This is a genomic window from Candidatus Nitrosocosmicus sp. FF01 (genome assembly GCF_047711275.1).
GTDB lineage: Archaea > Thermoproteota > Nitrososphaeria > Nitrososphaerales > Nitrososphaeraceae > Nitrosocosmicus.
This window is the reverse complement of the sequence record NZ_JBLNIG010000004.1, coordinates 34,467-52,929: the sequence shown is the minus strand read 5'-3', so window position 1 is coordinate 52,929 and position 18,463 is coordinate 34,467. Positions and strand designations below refer to the sequence as shown.

General features: G+C 34.8%; 17 protein-coding genes and 2 pseudogenes. 9 read left to right on the top strand and 10 right to left on the bottom strand.

Features of this window, described 5'->3' with window-relative positions; genetic code table 11:
* The first annotated feature begins 6 nt into the window (after window positions 1–6).
* Complete coding sequence (locus ACMT7R_RS12350) at window positions 7–483, top strand: universal stress protein (protein ID WP_415312260.1); 477 nt, start codon at window positions 7–9, stop codon at window positions 481–483.
* Window positions 484–579: 96 nt separating this feature from the next.
* On the opposite strand, the gene ACMT7R_RS12345 is transcribed toward ACMT7R_RS12350, so the two are convergent.
* The 6 genes from ACMT7R_RS12345 to radA form a co-directional block, all read right to left on the bottom strand.
* On the bottom strand, window positions 580–1,023 hold the full coding sequence (locus ACMT7R_RS12345; protein WP_415312259.1) for a hypothetical protein: 444 nt from the start codon (window positions 1,021–1,023) through the stop codon (window positions 580–582).
* Between the two features lie 75 nt (window positions 1,024–1,098).
* Window positions 1,099–1,857: a ribosomal RNA small subunit methyltransferase A gene (locus ACMT7R_RS12340; protein ID WP_415312258.1), complete on the bottom strand. Its 759-nt coding sequence runs from the start codon at window positions 1,855–1,857 to the stop codon at window positions 1,099–1,101.
* Between the two features lie 56 nt (window positions 1,858–1,913).
* Window positions 1,914–2,516 carry a DUF655 domain-containing protein gene (locus ACMT7R_RS12335; RefSeq protein ID WP_415312257.1) on the bottom strand — a complete coding sequence of 201 codons (603 nt, stop codon included), beginning with the start codon at window positions 2,514–2,516 and terminating at the stop codon, window positions 1,914–1,916.
* Between the two features lie 43 nt (window positions 2,517–2,559).
* On the bottom strand, window positions 2,560–2,898 hold the full coding sequence (locus ACMT7R_RS12330; RefSeq protein ID WP_415312256.1) for an RNA polymerase Rpb4: 339 nt from the start codon (window positions 2,896–2,898) through the stop codon (window positions 2,560–2,562).
* A gap of 53 nt (window positions 2,899–2,951) precedes the next feature.
* On the bottom strand, window positions 2,952–3,236 hold the full coding sequence (locus ACMT7R_RS12325) for a 50S ribosomal protein L21 (protein ID WP_415312255.1): 285 nt from the start codon (window positions 3,234–3,236) through the stop codon (window positions 2,952–2,954).
* Between the two features lie 56 nt (window positions 3,237–3,292).
* A complete protein-coding gene (gene radA / locus ACMT7R_RS12320; protein WP_415312254.1) occupies window positions 3,293–4,333 on the bottom strand; it encodes a DNA repair and recombination protein RadA in 1,041 nt (346 codons plus the stop codon).
* Between the two features lie 202 nt (window positions 4,334–4,535).
* On the opposite strand from radA, the gene ACMT7R_RS12315 reads away from it, so the two are divergent.
* From ACMT7R_RS12315 to hemB, 3 genes are read left to right on the top strand one after another with little or no spacing between them, the layout of a single operon-like run.
* A complete protein-coding gene (locus ACMT7R_RS12315; protein ID WP_415312253.1) occupies window positions 4,536–5,195 on the top strand; it encodes a precorrin-2 dehydrogenase/sirohydrochlorin ferrochelatase family protein in 660 nt (219 codons plus the stop codon).
* Window positions 5,192–6,478, top strand: a complete 1,287-nt coding sequence (hemA, locus tag ACMT7R_RS12310) for a glutamyl-tRNA reductase (protein ID WP_415312252.1) — start codon at window positions 5,192–5,194, stop codon at window positions 6,476–6,478. Before ACMT7R_RS12315 ends, hemA begins: the two co-directional genes overlap by 4 nt.
* Before the next feature lie 8 nt (window positions 6,479–6,486).
* Complete coding sequence (gene hemB / locus ACMT7R_RS12305) at window positions 6,487–7,551, top strand: porphobilinogen synthase (RefSeq protein ID WP_415312251.1); 1,065 nt, start codon at window positions 6,487–6,489, stop codon at window positions 7,549–7,551.
* A 51-nt stretch (window positions 7,552–7,602) separates the two neighbouring features.
* Here hemB and ACMT7R_RS12300 read toward each other — a convergent pair whose 3' ends face one another.
* The gene (locus ACMT7R_RS12300; RefSeq protein ID WP_415312250.1) at window positions 7,603–8,562 is read right to left on the bottom strand and encodes a 6-bladed beta-propeller; all 960 of its coding nucleotides are present in this window, start codon (window positions 8,560–8,562) and stop codon (window positions 7,603–7,605) included.
* Window positions 8,563–8,629: 67 nt separating this feature from the next.
* Complete coding sequence (locus ACMT7R_RS12295; protein WP_415312249.1) at window positions 8,630–9,226, bottom strand: hypothetical protein; 597 nt, start codon at window positions 9,224–9,226, stop codon at window positions 8,630–8,632.
* A gap of 813 nt (window positions 9,227–10,039) precedes the next feature.
* Between ACMT7R_RS12295 and ACMT7R_RS12290 the strand changes: the two genes are divergently transcribed.
* The 4 genes and pseudogenes from ACMT7R_RS12290 (at window position 10,040) to ACMT7R_RS12275 (ending at window position 14,014) form a co-directional block, all read left to right on the top strand.
* Window positions 10,040–11,338: an aspartate aminotransferase family protein gene (locus ACMT7R_RS12290; protein WP_415312248.1), complete on the top strand. Its 1,299-nt coding sequence runs from the start codon at window positions 10,040–10,042 to the stop codon at window positions 11,336–11,338.
* Window positions 11,331–12,302, top strand: coding sequence for a hydroxymethylbilane synthase (hemC, locus tag ACMT7R_RS12285; RefSeq protein ID WP_415312510.1), 972 nt, complete (start codon window positions 11,331–11,333; stop codon window positions 12,300–12,302). Before ACMT7R_RS12290 ends, hemC begins: the two co-directional genes overlap by 8 nt.
* Window positions 12,299–13,088 (top strand): annotated as a pseudogene (gene cobA, locus ACMT7R_RS12280) (uroporphyrinogen-III C-methyltransferase). Before hemC ends, cobA begins: the two are co-directional and overlap by 4 nt.
* A 155-nt stretch (window positions 13,089–13,243) precedes the next feature.
* Entirely contained in the window at window positions 13,244–14,014 is a 771-nt protein-coding gene (locus ACMT7R_RS12275; protein ID WP_415312247.1) for a uroporphyrinogen-III synthase, read from the top strand.
* Window positions 14,015–14,318: 304 nt separating this feature from the next.
* Here the strand turns inward: ACMT7R_RS12275 and ACMT7R_RS12270 are convergent, their stop codons facing one another.
* Entirely contained in the window at window positions 14,319–15,800 is a 1,482-nt protein-coding gene (locus ACMT7R_RS12270) for a SufB/SufD family protein (RefSeq protein ID WP_415312246.1), read from the bottom strand.
* A gap of 59 nt (window positions 15,801–15,859) precedes the next feature.
* Window positions 15,860–17,261: pseudogene (sufB, locus tag ACMT7R_RS12265) on the bottom strand (Fe-S cluster assembly protein SufB).
* Window positions 17,262–17,437: 176 nt separating this feature from the next.
* On the opposite strand from sufB, the gene ACMT7R_RS12260 reads away from it, so the two are divergent.
* Window positions 17,438–18,388, top strand: coding sequence for a D-2-hydroxyacid dehydrogenase (locus ACMT7R_RS12260; protein ID WP_415312245.1), 951 nt, complete (start codon window positions 17,438–17,440; stop codon window positions 18,386–18,388).
* The last annotated feature ends 75 nt before the right edge of the window (window positions 18,389–18,463 follow it).

The window sequence follows — 18,463 nt, the reverse complement described above, 5'->3', positions numbered from 1 at the left end:
TTAAACGTGAATAATCATAATTACAAAAAGTTCACCAAGATTTTGGTCCCGATAGATGGATCAACAAATTCAATGAAGGCTGCAGAGTATGGCGCAGATATTGCTCAAATATACGGAAGCGAAATGGTCGTTTTGCATGTCTTATTTTCTCACAGTGGATTTGCGTTTCATACCGAAACTGTTACTGGAACCATTACAACTAGTTCACTAGATGATCTAAATACCGAAGCAAAAAATGAAGCGGAAAAGTGGTTTAATCAAGTTAACAAGATAACAGAAAGGACTAAGATTAAGGTAAAATCGGAGGTAGTTCTTACTGTAATTTCGATTGTGGAGGCTATTTTATCATATGCAGAAAAAGAAGGCATAGATCTGATTATTGTAGGTTCTAAGGGAAGATCGGGTTGGAAAAAACTGATTCTTGGAAGCGTCGCTTCGGGCATATCGACTTATGCACATTGTCCAGTATTGATTGTAAAATAATCACATGGGAAAAAACTAGCATGAAATCAAAGTAAACTAGTGGCTCAAGTACCACACTCAAGGGATCCACTACTATTATAGCAGATTCTGTTAGGATTATAACATACTTGATACAATTACCATTGAAATCATTGTTATAGTGAGAAAACCAAACATGAGGTAAGGCATGCCTTTAACTAGAACTATTCCTTTTTGTATATTTGATTTTGAATATGATAACCTTGTGCGTGTTCCAAGTAAAATGTGATAATATACGACGAGAGATAAGGATCCCGATGTCAAGATAAGTATACCCTTTGTTGTAATTACAAGAGTATGACCACCGAAATCAAATAATAACCAAAACAAGATCAGACCACTGACAATAGAAATAGTAGATGCAATAAGTATTATCTTGCGTATTCTTGGTAAGACAACTGACAAATTTCCTGTTCTATTGACGGGTCTAATTACAAAGATTACAACAAATGTAGTACTCCACCATAAGAGAGAGAAGATCAAATGGATACCTTGGATTAGTGCAATAAATTCGCTAATCAAGATGACACGATAATTACTCCCTAATCAAATTTCTAAATGTTTCTAAAGTCTATTTGATATAATTCAGATTTGGCACTAAAAGAATAAATTATTTTTCAACCAGTTATTTAGCCTAAGGATTTGTACAGGAGTTAGTTGGGCAATCCTAATGGAAGCGATATCAGAAATAGCAGATATATCTAAATTGTCTTTGTAATGCTTTTTATAATACTTCAAAACAAATGAGACCGTTTTTTTCCTGAAGGAAAATAAGAATTGTATATCATTTATGATCTGTATATCTAGAGGAGAATTCTTTGGGCATATTTCTACTAAAAGTGAATCAACCTTAGGTTTTGGAGAAAACGACGATGCAGGAACTTTGAGCAAAACGGTAATTGAAAACCTATATTGAGACAAAATAGAAATTGCTCTATAATTTTCTTCTCCGGGTTTAGATAGGAGTTTTTCGACAAATTCTCTCTGGAGCAAGATAATTCCACGTTTGAATCGTTTCTGACATAACCATGACAATGCTCTCCTGCTTTCATAATAAGGCAAACTTGAAAAGAAAACATCAAATTGGATATTCAATTTTTCATTTAGACCATCGAGGTTGAACAACTCTAAATTTTCAAATTTCAAAAGTTTTTTAGATTGTTCATATACCTTTGAATCCAATTCAAACGAGTGTACGAACCTAGATATTTTACAGAGCTTCTTAGTCAAAGCTCCATTGCCTGTTCCCACCTCATAAACTACATCTTCTTTGCCAATTCGAGCAAGTTCTACTATATTATCTATGGTTTTTGTATCGACTAGAAAATTCTGGCCCAAAATTGATTTATGCTTCATTTGACAATTGAAATTTATTAAATACCGGAATTCACATTCAGAACCATTTGGATATATTATTTTCTGACAAAAATATTCATTCGAGTTTCTCCTGAAATCTCATCATAAATTCTTTTAGCAATTAACTTTGGTGCATCACGTAGTCCTGTCCTTTCCTGTAGGTCCAAAAAGGACTCAAATTTGCGCTTTTCTCGTTCTTCTAAGATAGATTTCATGTAAGTTTTCCCTATACCGGGAATAAGTTCCAAGGAATGAACCCGTGGAGTCATAGGTTGAGAAGAATTAAAGTAATCTATAAATCGCTTTTCATTAACAACTACAATTTTTTCAATTACTGTAGGTAATTCATTTTTTGCTGATTGAGATATATGAGTATAGTCCAATCTCCCCAATACACTTACAATTTTTTCCCTTCCATCTTTGCCGATATATACGCGCTCACCAATGCTAAATTTCTCATTATTGACCCCCAGCAATTCCAATAAAGTCAAATGTTCTTCCCCAACCGCATGAATAATGACTCCTTCTCTCATTCTAACAATCGAAGATTTCCCGTTTTGGATGTAATCCAAAATATAGGCGTATTCTTCGAATTTGCGAGGAGCAAAATTATCTCCATGTCTGCCGTAATTATCTCTATTTGAATTAAACCTCGACAAGATACGTTTACCTTTACTATTATACTTAGAAACGACTTTTTATTTAACTTTCAACGTTAGATGGAGATTTTACTACTTCGGCTTCTTCCTTGTTCTTTGAAAGTAATATTGATTTAATCTTTTCTAACTTTTCTGTTACTATTAATTTTTTCCAGCCGAAAGTAAATGCTCTCAACTCCTCAATCGACCTTGGCATGACATTCACCAATTCTACAGATTCTTCGTTTGTTAAATCGCTCTCAGAAGCAAGTTTGTCGACCATCTCTTTTGCATGTTCGTATTCAACTTTTGAAAACTTTTTGGAATAATCATAAGTCCATCGTTGAATCTGATCCATTTCATCCATTGGTATTGTTTCTAAGATCTTTTTTACTTCTGACAAAGTGACAATCTCCCTTTTTATTACTTCTGGCAAATCCATCACACACTTTATTCTTAACTTGTTATTGGTCGAATGTGATTAAACTTTGTTTGCAAGTATTTCGGCTTGCTGCCAAATTTGACCATTACCTTTAATGTACGTCTACCAACCTCTTCTACAATTCCCACTTTACCTTGGAAGCGCCTATGTGGCATAGTATTATGTTCACTTGGGTCGATATCCACAACTACTTTATCTCCTGGCTTGTATTCGATTAATAGATAAGATACCCCGGTAATTCTATTATCTTTTGTCAGTACCGACCTAGATTTTCTCCTAGTTCCGTGAGATGAAGGCATAATTCTCTTTTGTGAACACCCTAATAAATATTATTTACAATAGATATTTGTCAGTGCTAAACTTTTTTAGGATCGGTAATCCCTGATTCGTCTATAGAAAACACTATTTCACTTTCAGGATGATTTGGCGAGTCCACCATTCTGGCTATTCTATTCCTGTTGGATTTTCTAAGAAAAATTCTATAGGTGCTTGAATGAGCAAAGACGTTTCCACCAGCGGCTTTGAATGAAATACTTCCGAAACCTGTTTCTGGAGAAGACTGTACTTGATTGGCGAGCAATACAGCAATTTGATGTGTTTGAGCTATTCTCATAATAGAATGTACCAGTTTATTCAATCTTTGTTGCCTAAATGAGAGTGCAGATAGTCCGAGAAACTCAGAACGATACAAAGCGATAGCAGAATCAATTATTAGCAGCTTTATATTTTGAGATTCAATTATGCGGCGAGATTCAGACAGAATAAGTTCCTGATGTGAGGAGCTATAAGCTTTTGCAACAATGATATTATCAAGTATTTGGCTTGGGTTTTGACTTCTAGCTCTGCTTATTGTTTCGATTCTCTCTGGCCTAAAAGTGTTCTCAGTATCAATATATAGAGCTCCACCATCGAGTCCTCCTTGCTTTCGATTTAGTTGAACTGTAACACTTGCAGTATGACACAATTGTGTTTTTCCCGAGCCAAATTCCCCGTAAACCTCGGTGATTGCGCCTGTTTCTATTCCACCACCTAACAGCTTATCAAAATTCTGGGACCCGGTCGAAATCCGACCGATTTTTTTTCTCTTGTCATATATGGTAGTTGCCGGAGTAAACCGCTTTTCCATTATTCCTATATCCTCCAGGTAAGATATAGCTTGATTATATATGAAATTAGAATCATCCATGTTGATTCCCGACTTTATAGACAATTCAAATGGCCCTTCTGTCACTATATCTTTGATGGACAGTAATCCAGATTCCTTTAGCTGAGAAAGTAATTCAGCAGAGAGATCACTCAACATCTCAACGGAAAAAGATTCTTTCTTTGATTTCTCATTAAATGACGAATTATCAGGGTCCAAACCATCATTCAAAGTATAGAATAGGTTTGCCAACTCCAATATTTCAATAATACTAAATAAATAAATTGAACAATATAATGGATGAATATATGTAAAATTATTATTATATTAAATGACTCTTGTTTAAACACTCAATATTAGTTTATTGCATTTTATCAAACAATATCACGGTAGAAATAAACTATATTAGATTAACGAGTAACAGAGAAGGTTAGACGTGATAGTTGACCTAAACTTGAAAGATAAAAAGGTGCTTGTCATAGGTGCGGGCAGAGAAGGCTCCAAAAGAATTGAGAATCTTTCAAAACAGGGTTGTCAAATCATCGTTCTAAGCGAGGCTGTCAATGTATTGTTATACGAATTAGAAGATGTTGGAAGACATCCGATAGTAATTATTAGAAGAAGAATCAAGGATATAGATTTTCTAGACAAATTTAATGATATTTTTCTCATACTTGCAGCTACTAATGATCAGTCTCTCAATATGACCATAGTAAAAGAAGCTAAAAAAAGAAATATTCTTTCTTATAGCATTGACGACCCATCGTCTGCCGATCTCTTTTTCACATCGACAATAAATTTTGATGATGTTATTCACATATCAGTTTCCACATTAGGAAAAAGCCCTTTGATGAGTAAAATAATAAGATACAAGATCGAAAACAATATAAAAAATATAATAGGGCAAAACGATATCGATAACATAATAATTCAAGAATTTGCCAGAGAACAGGTTAAGAAGTATATAAAGAATCAACAAGAAAGAAGAAAATTTTTGTATGGTTTACTTCATGATAGTGAGATTCAAGAATTAATATCCAAAAAAAACATTGATAAGGTCAAAGAAAGAATCATAAGAACATTAGACAAATGGGAGGGCAACAAGATCGGATGACGCTTTATTTGGGAGTACAATCATCACAATTTGTCAATTTAAGGGTGACCTTCAAGAACTCCCCAATTCATATTTTAGAAAAATTTGCTTTTAAGGATATTTTTGGCGCTCATCAATATCTGTTGAATTCATCTGAATTACAAGAGTGCATTATCTTGCAAACATGTAACCGTGTAGAAGTTTATGGAGTGGGACCAAACCCGCAAATAGAGAGTATCATTAGAGGCTGGTCTGCTCTAATAGATCTACCAATAGACGAAGTTGAGAATAACGTCATCACCAACGATGGAGAGGAAGCTGTAAGACATTTAGTAAAGCTTACCTCCGGATTAGACTCTTTGGTGATAGGAGAGGATCAAATTTTAGGTCAAGTAAAGAGATCACTTGAATTTTCTAGGAAGAATGGATTTGCAGGTCCAAACCTTAACGTTTTGTTTGACAAGACAATCAAGATAGGAAGCAGAGTCCGTGCGCTTACTGGTATTAACAAAGGCAGTACATCTGTTGGCTCCATGGCAGTAAATTTAGCTTGCGAGTATTTTGATGATATTAAGGAAAAAGAGATTCTACTTATAGGATCTGGAGAGGGAGCAAGCTTGATCGCAAAATCTTTAAAGCAACGAAACATGAGGTTTTTTGTTACTAGTAGAACCTTTGAAAGAGCACGTTCTTTTGCTGAAACTGTTGCAGGTTCCCCAATACCTTTTGAAGCGGCACTAGAGAAATTAAATGAGAACATAGATATAGTATTCATTTCCACTGTAGCGCCTTATTACCTCTTAACCTATGAAAGAATTGCTAATATGATGAAGAACAGAAATAAAGGATTGATGATTTTTGATTTGTCTAACCCCAGAACTGTTGAAGATAGGATCGCGATGTTAGAAAACATCAAGCTAGTTAACATAGATCAAATTTCAGAAATAGTTGAAAAAAATGTAGGTAGGAGAAAAAAAGAAATCCAGTCAGCTGAAAAAATTATAGACGAAGAGATAATAACCATCAAAGAAATGCTAAAAAGAAAGAGCTCCGAGCCGGCTATAATAACAATCTTTAAAAATGCAGATTCGATAAGGAACAAGGAATTAAAAAAAGCTTTGTCATTAATCGGTAATAGAATGAATGAAAATGACGTCAAAATACTCGAACAATTTTCCTATGCGCTAGTAGAGGGAATTTTGTCAACGCCCATGAATAATCTAAGAAAAGAATTTTCAAATAATAAGAACGAAAATGAATTGATAAATTTAGCTTTGAAATTATTCAATTATGAGAAACCATAAATCCCAATATGCCTAGACGTGATGGAAAAAATAATAGGAACCCTTCCATGAATAATCCAGAGTTTTTAAACTACGATCATCAACAGAGTTACAATATTTTTCCAAAAATGAGACTGAGACGATTCAGAAAGAATTCTGCGATTAGAGACCTGTTTCAGGAAATACGATTGTCTTCAAAAGATCTAGTATTACCCTTATTTGTTCAAGAAGGTCTAAAAAGTAATCAACCAATAGACTCGATGCCAGGTGTTTTTAGATTTGCACCTAATATGGTAACACATGAAATTGAGGAATCTGTGAGGAGTGGGATTAATGCAGTAATATTGTTCGGTTTGCCCAAAAAAAAAGACGTGTTTGGAAAAAGCTCCTATGACGATAAGGGAGTTGTTCAACGTACAATAAAAACGATTAGAGATGGTTTTGGAGACAAAATTGTGATCATGACTGACGTATGTTTATGCCAATATACAACACATGGACATTGCGGAATCATTGTTGAAGATGAGATAAACAACGATAAAACGATTGATACCTTATCAAAAACTGCTTTGAGTCAAGCTAAAGCAGGGGCAGATATAGTTGCCCCCTCAGCTATGATGGACGGACAAGTTAAGAAAATTAGAGATTTGCTAGATGAAAACGGTTACACAAATACCCTGATTATGGGATACTCTGCCAAACAGGCTTCTTCTTTTTTCTCACCATTTCGAGATGCGGCACATTCCAAACCAGGATTTGGAAACAGACAATCCTATCAAATGAGTTACTCTAACCCACGAGAGTCAATTAGAGAAATTGAATCTGATATAAATGAAGGGGCGGATGTCCTGATGATAAAACCAGCTCTTTCTAATTTAGATTTGATTCATGAAGCAAAAACAAAAACGCTACACCCAATTGCGGCTTACAGTGTTTCAGGCGAATACTCAATGATAAAGGCAGCTGCTATCAACGGCTGGATAGATGAGGATTTAGCTGTTACTGAATCTATAACAGCAATAAAACGAGCGGGAGCTGACATAATTATATCATATTACGCAAAAAGGATGGCCGAAATCTTAAAAACTAGTTAGTAAATTACCAGCTACAAATTATTAGTGATTATTGACTAGGGTTATAAAAAATTAAGGTATAGGATAGAATACGTGAATATCGGTATCTCTCCCATCTGCAACATATACGTCACCCTGTGAATTAATGGCGATTCCAACAGGATCCTCTGTTAGTTCATGAGCTGCTCCGGTATTTCCAAATTGAGCAAGATAGTTACCATTATTATCGAAAACTTGAACTCGGTGATTGCGGCTGTCGGCTACATATACGTTATCAGAAGAATCAAGTGCTAATTCCATGGGAGCTTGGAACTGACCGTTTCCAGAACCAAAAACCCCGAATTTCATCAAGAAATTACCAGCGGGATCAAATTTTTGGATTCTATTGTTACTAGAATCAGAAACAAAAATATTACCATTTGAATCTACGGCTACATCGGCGGGATTATTAAATTGACCATCCCGGGTTCCAGGGGAGCCAAAACTCATCAAGAAATTACCAGCGGGATCAAATTTTTGTACATTGGTATTTTCGCCAAAATCTGTAACATATATGTTATTCTCTTTATCTACGCCAACACCACCTGGACTGATAAATAACCCAGGTCCTATTCCGAACGATCCTATACTTCGAATAAATGTTTCATTAGAGCTGAATTCTTTAACAGCATAAGTTGGATTACCGAAATCAGCAATAAATATTCGATCATTAGAATCAACTGCTATGCCTGATGGATTGGTAAAGTATTGTGGTCCGTTACCAAATGTTCCAAAACCGAGTATAAATGTCCCATTTGGAGTAAACTTTTGAATCATTTTTGTTGTATAGCCTGCAAAGTCTGAAACATACACATTATCTTCCGAATCGATTCCTATACCGCCTAACTGGTTAAACTGACCCTCGGCGACACCCTTTTCGCCCCACATAGTTTTATGAGCAAATTCTAGTGCAAATGCAGAGGAATAATATGCAGGCAATAATATTAAACTATATGCCAAAATACATAACAAAACAAATCGAGATAACCTCATCTCGTAATATCAAACTTTCATTATTTAAATAGTTTTTCAAAAAACCTAATTGAAAAAAATAATAATATTAGTGGACCAGACCACTAATTTGAGTCCCATTGGTCATTGAGACAGAATCTTGAATAGATTTGTCAAATTCAGGGCTAGTAACGACTCCAAATATTTTTGGGGAAATACCAAAATGGTTATCTGAACTTTCGGGGTCTAACCAGATTGTTATTATATTATTATTTGACAACTTAACAGAGGTGGGAATATCTAGTGCTGGACCATCGGCAAGACTAACTGTCGAAGTTCCATTAAATATTGTAGAATTAGTACCAGATTCTGATGATGGATTCAATAATACAAAATCAGTTAGTGTATGAGTATGTCTAGCAGAACCATCAGGTCGTATCATTTCTATTGCAGCGTTAAAAGTAGTACCGTTTGTATTATTATTTGAGATATCCGTAGAATTAGGAAGACTAGCTCGCCATACTCCCGCTAAAACCCATTCAGTTGAACCATTGTCATCTTCAGATATTCCAGTAATTGGTCCAAAAATATATGTCCGCTCAAGAAAATCAAAAGGCAAAGCCATTGCAACATTGGAAACGGGGGCCACAAAAGCAAAACCACCTGTCAATACAAGAGCAACGATCACTGCTAAATAATTTTGCATCAAATATTATGTACCAATGCCATTATTATCTCTTATGAAAACATAGATATTCTATGAAAATGACTACAATAGACAAGATTGGTAACTATGAAAAGTGAAGTTTTGAATAGTTGTAATCCTTTATCCATAACGGATAAATAACATTTAATCTAGACTGCATTCCTAGTTTCGTGTCTTTATTATTTAATCAGAGCAAAAATTTCAGAGACTAAGCAATAACTACAATATCTTTTTCTAATCATAATGATAAGGATAAGAAATTACTATAATTTGACAGGTTGTCTAGTTAACTTCTTTTTGCCAAATTTCCTGGCCTTCTCTAGGATTCTATAGTAAGTTACGGTTTGGTTAAAAACAAGCGATATTATGAATAATGTTGCTATAATTACAGCAAGAAAGAAAGTCAAATGCTCTAAAAAGCTCATATATATTGTAATAAAACATATACTTTATATATATAATTATTATTTTGACATCAAATTAGCATTTCCGCATTTCATTTTTTAGCAAATGAAGCTCTTTAGAACCACCATTAAAGAAATAAATTCAAATTTTTGACATATAGGAACCCAACTAAACGTCGATCTATGCTTTTGGATATTCTCACTGTGATAATCCCTGTAATAATGAAATCATATTGCTATTAACTGATTTAAAACGTTTATCTAAGTTGCGATCTGTGTTTTGTAGGTTCATGATCACGCACTGCTCCATAACCTTTGGCAATAATATTGTCATCATATCTTTAATTGCAACTAAAGTGTCAGATAACGTATATCTAGAACGACATGCTATTAATCACAATCACTCTTTATGAATGATATAAATTTTAATAAATCGCGTGTTCTTTTTGAAAGGGCCACCAAGGTAATTCCTGGCGGAGTTAACAGCCCGGTAAGATACTTCAAACCATACCCATTTTTTGTAGAATCTGCAAATGGTAGTAAATTATTTACCAATGACGGAAATGTATTAATTGATTATTGTCTAGGGTATGGGTCTGTTTTCCTAGGGCATGCTAATCAAGAGATTGGAACAGAGATAAAATATCAAATCGACAAAGGAAACTTATTTTGCACACCCACAGAAAAGGAACTTCAATTAGCAGAAATATGCACAAGAATAATTCCTTGTGCAGAGATGGTTAGAATAATGAACACAGGTGCAGAAGCAGCAATGCACTCAATTAGGTTAGCAAGATCATTTACAAATAAAACTAAATTGGTTAAATTTGAAGGCGGTTATCATGGAGCCTTTGACTACGTTCTTAACAAGGCAGGGTCAGCAGCTGCCACAATGGATTATACAGACGGAATATTAACTGAAAGCGCATCAAAAACCATCACCATTCCATTCAATGACATTGAATCAGTCCAGAAAGTTATAAATAAAAAAGAGAACCGCGACGATCTCGCGTGTATTATAATTGAACCGGTATTGGCAAATGCTGGTCTCATACTTCCAGAGAAGGAGTATCTTAATAATTTACGTAGCATAGCTAAAGAAAATAACATATTATTGGTATTTGATGAAGTAATCACGGGTTTCAGATTGGCTTTAGGCGGAGCTAGCGAATTCTTTGGAATTAGGCCAGATATTGCTATTTTCGCCAAGACATTAGGAAATGGATATCCTATATCGCTAGTTGCAGGTAGCAAAGAAATAATGTCGGGATTTGCACCAAGTGGATCAGTATATCAAGCAAGTACTTTTGCGGGGAATCCGATTTCAGTAACGGCGGCCCTCAAAACATTAGAAATACTAGTCAATGAGAAAAATACAATTTATCCAAAAGTTGTCATCAATTGTGACAAGATTGTTGATGCCATTAGAGACATTGTACATGATAAACGATTAGATATTACGCTGAATTCTATTGGTTCAATGTTTCAACTTTTTTTTTCTGATATACCGATTAAAGACTATAGTTCAGTAAAATCAACAAACACCGAATCCTTCTACAAATTATTTAAAATCTTGTTAAGTAAGAACATATTCATTCCGCCCTCACCCTATGAAACATGTTTTATTTCAACAGTACATAATGAAGAGGATATTGAAAAAACAATAGACGCTTATGAGTCAGCCCTGTCGACGGTGATGAATAGTTAAAGAAATAGTAGTTGCCACAAGGGCTAGCAACCTGGCCACTAGACAAACTGAATTAATCATTTCATTACTAAAAAAAATTCAACCAGGCATAAAAATAAGAACAGACAAAACCATAACGCAAGGAGACAGGGATAGCAGGCCTTTTTTTGTCATGAATAAAACAGGTGTCTTTGAAAAAGAGGTGAATGAGAAATTATTAAGATATCAGGCGGATTTTGCAGTTCACAGTCTCAAAGATCTTCACGCAGGAATATCTGATAAGTTGATTATTGCTTGTATTCCAAGAAGAGAAAAACCCAATGATGTATTCATAAATAGCACTGATGACAAGAAACTCGATAGACTTTCTCCTGGTTCCACTATAGGTACAAGTAGTATCAGAAGAGCCTTGCAAATTAAGACCAGGTATCCCCACTTAAAAATCAAATCAATTAGAGGGAATGTGGAAACCAGATTGAATAGATCAAAGGAGAAAAAATACAGCGGAATAATCCTCGCAGAGGCAGGAATAGACAGATTGGGATTATTTAACCACATAACTCAAAGATTAAACATTCGTAGCTTTACTCCTGCACCAGGGCAGGGTGCATTAGCAATAGTTTGTAGAAAGGAAGATACTGATCTATGTATATTATTGAAAAAAATTGAACATGCTAGATCTCAAATAGAAGTTCAGGCCGAAAGATCCCTAACTGATGCCATAGGAGCAGGATGTACTGTTCCATTGGGTGCCCTGGCAAGTACGCAAATTAAACAAAAACGGATTTCACTTTATGCCGTAGTCTATTCCTTGGACGGTAGAAAAACTATCAAGGTAGCAAAACAGTATGGAATTGATCATCCAATAGAGTTGGGGAAAATGGTTGCGGACGACTTAATTTCAAAGGGTGCAAAGGAGATAACAAAAGAATGGAATAATAATAATAATATGAATATTGATGTGTTAAATGAGTTAATAGGATGAAGAATAAAGACGGTTTGGGAATGGTCTACATCTGCGGTGCGGGTCCCGGTGATCCAAAACTGTTGACTTTAAGAGCATCAGAGCTAATTGATCAAGCAGAAGTAATTCTATATGATAGATTAGTAGGCAAGGCAATAATTGATTTGTTTCCAAAGTCAGCAGAAAAAGTATATGTTGGAAGAAACATAGGAGATCCCACCACTCATCAAGATAAGACTAATGAATTGATGTTAAAATACGCAGGCATGGGTAAAACAGTTTTGAGGTTAAAAGGAGGCGACCCTTTCATTTTTGGAAGAGGTGGTGAGGAAGCAGAAATCTTGATTGAAAACAAATGTACCATTTGAGATCATCCCAGGTATTACCTCAGGGATAGGTGCGGCTGTGTATTCAGGTATCCCGCTTACACATAGAAAATATAGTTCTGCAGTAGCTTTTGTTACTGGTCACGAAGATCCAGATAAAAAAACACCACAGGTGAAATGGGAGAAATTATTTGATGCGGTAGATACAGTGGTAGTGTATATGGGAACAGAGAAATTGGAGACAATAGTTGAAAGGATTAAGAATGAGGGAAAAGATGCGTTGAAACCTGTTGCAATAGTTCAGAACGGAACTCTCAAGAATCAGAAGGTGATTATAGGAAATCTCAATAATATCGTTACTTTATCAAAGCAAGCAAAGATTGAGCCACCAGCTATAGTGATTATTGGCGATATTGTTAGGTTAGGGGACAAAATAAGTTGGTTTAATCAAGTAACAAAGGCAGCAATTCCAGAGGAATGAAAAAAATAAGGCTAAATAAATATAATAGCGCACTAACCGCACTCATGCAAGGGATCTTTTAAGCTTGGATGTCAAAAACATCATAATCAGTCGAGATAACTATTTCCGAAAATGACATTCCGGTAAATGGGAAAAAATTCCCATACAAGATTAACTTGATCACATTACCTACAATGAATTTTAAAAAAATATACTCAAAGGAAGTCAAAGATGCACTAGCAAAAATTTCAAAATCACACTATGATCATTGTATCTTCTTAAGTTCAAACTCTGTGGATATCTTTTTTGAAATGATAAAGGATGAGCATGAGTATATGGAAATTTTACACGGGTTATCAACAATGAAGATCATCGCAATCGGTCCCAAAACCAAATATACATTAAGAAAACACGGTTTTAAATCGCAAGTGGCAGATCATCATAATAATAATTATTCGATGACCGGTATCAATAAGTTTCTCCAGGAATTGGATTCAGAAATAAAAGAAAGACATCAAAATAATCCTCTAAAAATCTTATTACCAAGGAGTGCACAATCTGTAAAATCAAATAATTTTATTAATTCAACATTTGAAAATATTGAGTTAGACCAGGTTTTTTTTTATGACACTACCGAAATTAAGAATGCATCCAATTCTCCAGTCTGGAAGAAATTGACAAAATTATCGAATTGTGAAGGAAAATCGTTCTTAATCTTTACTAGCCCATCGGCGGTGAGATCGTTTTTCAATATAATGTATCAACTTTCACCCAAATTTTATGACAACAGGACTGAAAAGGATATAATACATGATTTGAGGATTTATAAGGTAATTTCAATCGGTCCCGCAACTTCCAGAGCATTAATTGAAAGAGATATTGCATATCTGGAATCTTCAACACATACAGTTAAGGGAACATTAGAATTGGTTTTCAAATTACCCTAGGAACTAATTGTGTCATCATCCTTTGATTATCTAAAAACACCCTTGAAATTAATAATCTGTTTCTTCAGGTATTTATCTCAACACGAATAATTATTACCATTAATGTAGTATATACTCAAAATTGTTTTTCTCTTTATAATCGAATTCGATCATTTCTCCTACATTTAAGTTGACGATATATTGACAAATTCGATTTATGTTGTCCTATTGACCAATTTATTGAAAGCAATCATTGATGTCCAAAAACTAGGAAAAATATAGGGGTGTATATGGTCGTAAAAAAACTACAATAGACAGGTAATAGCTATCGATATTTGTAGTGTTTTTCAAAAATATCTGCTGTTTCCTTGTACCTCGATTTTTCTACCTCTAGAATTTGCTCCATTACCTCATCTCCTTTTAATAGTAATGGTTTTCCAGTCCACTTGTTCTCAAACAAATAACTAATCCATGCGCGAATAAAGGGTCCCATTTTACGGGATAAAGGTTCTACAAATCCATTAATTATCTCGCGTTTAGCACCCTCTCTATCCAAGCCTTTGCACATCAGATAGAAAATTTGCTCTTCATCTATTTGCGAGACCGATGCAGAGTGTGTTGCCTTAACCTCGTTGGTTTCAATTTCCAATCCCGGAATAGCATCGGCCTGTGCGCCTTTATTCAACAAAATAGCGTGTCCAGCCAAATATGCTTCCGATGTCTGGGCATTTTTTCGAATCTTTATCATGCCTTTAAACAAGGATTTGGCAGTATCTTTCACTATCGATTTAACCAATACTTTACCACGGGTACTAAATCCCACGTGATCTAAATTAGAAGAAATATCAAACATTTGGTTATTTGTACCAAAAACTATTTGAACGTCTTCAGATTGTGCCCCAGAGCCGTTCATAATACTATCGGTTTTAAATCTACAAAGTCGGGCACCAAACATGCCAGAATACCAAGACATTTTAGCGTCTTTTTCAACAAATGCTTTTCTATTGGATATACACAGAGTGTCCAAATTCATTGCTTGAAGTGTTATAAACTCTAATTCAGCTGTAGGTTTAATATCACATTCAAGAAACTCAAAATAACCTTGCTGATTTTTTTCCTTTGTGTCTATCTTATCCGATGTGCCAGTAGCATCTAATCCCAGCTTATTCTTATTTGACGAAGTAGAAATTAATGACGATGAAGAGTATAGTTCTTGCACAATTGTTGCTTTAGAGCCTTCCTCTGATACAACAATATTTCTACAAATAGATGAAGTACAATCATCTTTAAGCGAGTATACAACTCGGATGGGATCTTCGATAATCAAATTTTTTGGAATATAAATAAAGAATCCGGATTGGAATGCAGACGATCCCAAGATTAGAAAACGATCTTCGTGATTAGTAGAAGTCTCCTCAAAGTATTTCTTTACTAAATCGGCATGCTTAACCATCGCCTCTTCGATAGTACAAATAATTAAACCCTTTTTAGCCAACTCCGGTGGATTGAAGATATGCACAGCTGTTGAGCCTATCAAAAGTACACTGGGAGAGGACTTTATTTCCTTTAAGCGTATTTCTAGATCTTTTGAAATAGATATATTCTCTTCGTTAGAAAAAAAAATGTTTTCGGGTCTTAATACCGTCAATCCGGTATATTTAGAATATAGAGGAGAAACTTCTGACGGCAAACCGGAAAATTTAGACATAATATCTTTTCTACTAGAAGATACCCAAGTGGGCTCAGTATTTTTTTTAGATAGAATTTCTTGTAGATTATTTTCTGAAAGTGAAGAAAGTGTTATCATAATTTATCATTCATGTTTACAAATAGCAATGCAATGCAATATGAAAATGGAATAGAGCATTAACCTACTGATCCTTCCATTTCCATTTTTACAAGTCTATTAAGTTCAACTGCATACTCCATTGGTAATTCTTTGGTAAAGGGCTCCATGAATCCTCCAATAATCATACTTAATGCATCAGATTCAGAATATCCTCTGCTCATTAGATAGAATATTTGTTCATCACCAATTTTTCCTACCGTTGCCTCATGAGTAATTGTTGCATCATCTTCGTTAACCTCAACATAAGGATAAGTGTCAGTCCTAGAAAACTCGTCTAGTAACAAGGCATCACATCTAACATTTGACTTTACACCATTTGCTCCTTTGGCAACATGCAATAAACCTCTATAAGTAGTTCTACCTGAATCTTTGCTAACGGATTTGCTTGTGATTCTCGAAGTGGTGCCAGGAGCTAAATGAACAACTTTTGCACCGGCATCTTGATGCTGAGCTTTACCAGCAAAAGCAACAGACACAATTTCGGCATGTGCATTTTTGCCAAGCATGTAAACCCCAGGATACTTCATTGTAAGTTTGCTACCGAGGTTACCATCAATCCATTCTACTGATGCATTTTCATATGCATATGCTCGTTTTGTTACAAGGTTGTATACATCCTTACTCCAATTTTGTATTGTAGTATATCTTATTTTTGCACCTCTTTTAGCGATCAATTCAACAACTGCAGAATGTAGAGACTCTGTTGAATAAACGGGAGCAGTACATCCCTCGATATAATGGACATCTGCCCCTTCATCTGCAATAATCAATGTCCTTTCAAATTGACCAATGTTTTCTGCATTTATTCTGAAATATGCTTGTAATGGTAAATCCACTTTTACATTTGGTGGAATATATATGAACGAACCTCCCGACCATACAGCACTATTTAGTGCTGCAAATTTGTTATCCTCTGGCGGAATGACCTTTCCAAAATACTTTTTAACTAAATCAGGAAATTTCTTGACAGCCGTATCAGTATCTAGAAAAATTACTCCTTGTTGTTCCAAGTCCTCCCTTAAATTGTGATAGACCACTTCTGATTCGGTACTGTGCTCCTACACCTGCCAGGAATTTTCTCTCTGCTTCTGGAATACCTAATTTTTCAAAGGTATTTCTAACGGATTCTGGAACATCATCCCAGCTTTTACTTTGCTTGTCAGAAGCTTTAGCATAATAGTATATATTTTGAAAGTCTATATGAGAAAGATCACCGCCCCAATTTGGCATAGGTTTGCTCATAAAAACATCATACGATCTCAATCTAAAATCACGCATCCAGTCAGGCTCTCCTTTCATTTTGCTAATTTCCTCAACAGTGCCCCTGGATAGACCTTTTTTACTTAAATAGACATAAATTTCAGTTGAATCCTTAAAGTCATATTTACTATAATCCATATCTAATTCTTTTGCGGTCATACTCTTCATAACGGCGTTATTCATTATAAATATTTTTGTTAAAAATATTCAAAACTATCAAATTTGTATAAATACATTAACAATTGATTCAAATTTGTTAGGTCTACCTAATTATAGAAACAAATACTAAAAAACAAAAAGTAATCAATATATTCCCACTAAAAAGGTTTTCTTATATGCAAATTGATGGCAATGTAATAGTATGTGACTCTATCGATGAAAGAGGTATAGGTATCCTAAAGAATGCAGGTCTTTTAGTAGAATATTTACCAGAAATTTCAAATCAAGAGCTAATTACCAAGGTAAAAGACTATGATGTGATTATTGTACGCAGCAGAACGAAAATCACCAAGGAAATCATAGATAACGCTACCAACGCAAAGATAATAGCCAGAGTGGGAGTGGGATTAGATAATATAGATACTGTGGAAGCGCAAAAGAAAAATGTCGAGGTAATTAATGCAGGTGAAGCTTCTGTAAATGCAGTTTCAGAACTAGTATTGGGATTAATGTTTTCACTAAGTAGAAATATACCTATTGCAAATAATGCTACCAAACAAGGTAAATGGATCAAGAAAGATCTAATAGGTATAGAATTAAAAGGAAAATATCTAGGTATAATTGGACTTGGAAAAATTGGAAGAAATGTAGCAAGATTAGCCAGAGGTTTAAGGATGAATCTAATTGGATATGATGTAGTTCCTATCGACAAGAGTTTTGCTCAAGAAGTTTCACTCATAACAACAGACTTAAAGACCTTGATAGAAAGTTCTGACTACATAACTTGTCACGTTCCATCTACGGAACAAACCAAACATTTGATCAATAAGGAAATGCTCTCTATTATGAAAAAGGGTTCTTTTCTGATAAACACATCAAGGGGAGAAGTAATTGATGAACAGGCTCTTATTGATGGTCTAAAAAACAAAAAGATTGGTGGCGCCGCTTTAGATGTATATGAAATAGAACCTCCCACAAACAAAGAGCTTTTGGTTTTGGACAATCTAATTTGTACTCCACACATTGGAGCACAAACAAAGGAAGGACAAGAACTGGCTTCCTCTGTTATAGCAGAAAAAATAATCCAAAAATTATTAGAAAGGCAAGCAGAGAGTAATCAGACTTGACTATATTTCAAGATACATCGTTTGAATAAATATTATTTTCTTTATGTTTTCTACAGTATTTCGTAGATGTCGGAG

Bases quoted from the DNA above. Each gene is read 5' to 3' on its own strand.
- ACMT7R_RS12340 (WP_415312258.1), bottom strand. From the start codon at position 1,857: ATGAAGCATAAATCAATTTTGGGCCAGAATTTTCTAGTCGATACAAAA.
- ACMT7R_RS12325 (WP_415312255.1), bottom strand. From the start codon at position 3,236: ATGCCTTCATCTCACGGAACTAGGAGAAAATCTAGGTCGGTACTGACA.
- hemA (WP_415312252.1), top strand. From the start codon at position 5,192: ATGACGCTTTATTTGGGAGTACAATCATCACAATTTGTCAATTTAAGG.
- hemB (WP_415312251.1), top strand. From the start codon at position 6,487: ATGCCTAGACGTGATGGAAAAAATAATAGGAACCCTTCCATGAATAAT.
- ACMT7R_RS12300 (WP_415312250.1), bottom strand. From the start codon at position 8,562: ATGAGGTTATCTCGATTTGTTTTGTTATGTATTTTGGCATATAGTTTA.
- ACMT7R_RS12295 (WP_415312249.1), bottom strand. From the start codon at position 9,226: ATGCAAAATTATTTAGCAGTGATCGTTGCTCTTGTATTGACAGGTGGT.
- ACMT7R_RS12290 (WP_415312248.1), top strand. From the start codon at position 10,040: ATGAATGATATAAATTTTAATAAATCGCGTGTTCTTTTTGAAAGGGCC.
- ACMT7R_RS12270 (WP_415312246.1), bottom strand. From the start codon at position 15,800: ATGATAACACTTTCTTCACTTTCAGAAAATAATCTACAAGAAATTCTA.
- ACMT7R_RS12260 (WP_415312245.1), top strand. From the start codon at position 17,438: ATGCAAATTGATGGCAATGTAATAGTATGTGACTCTATCGATGAAAGA.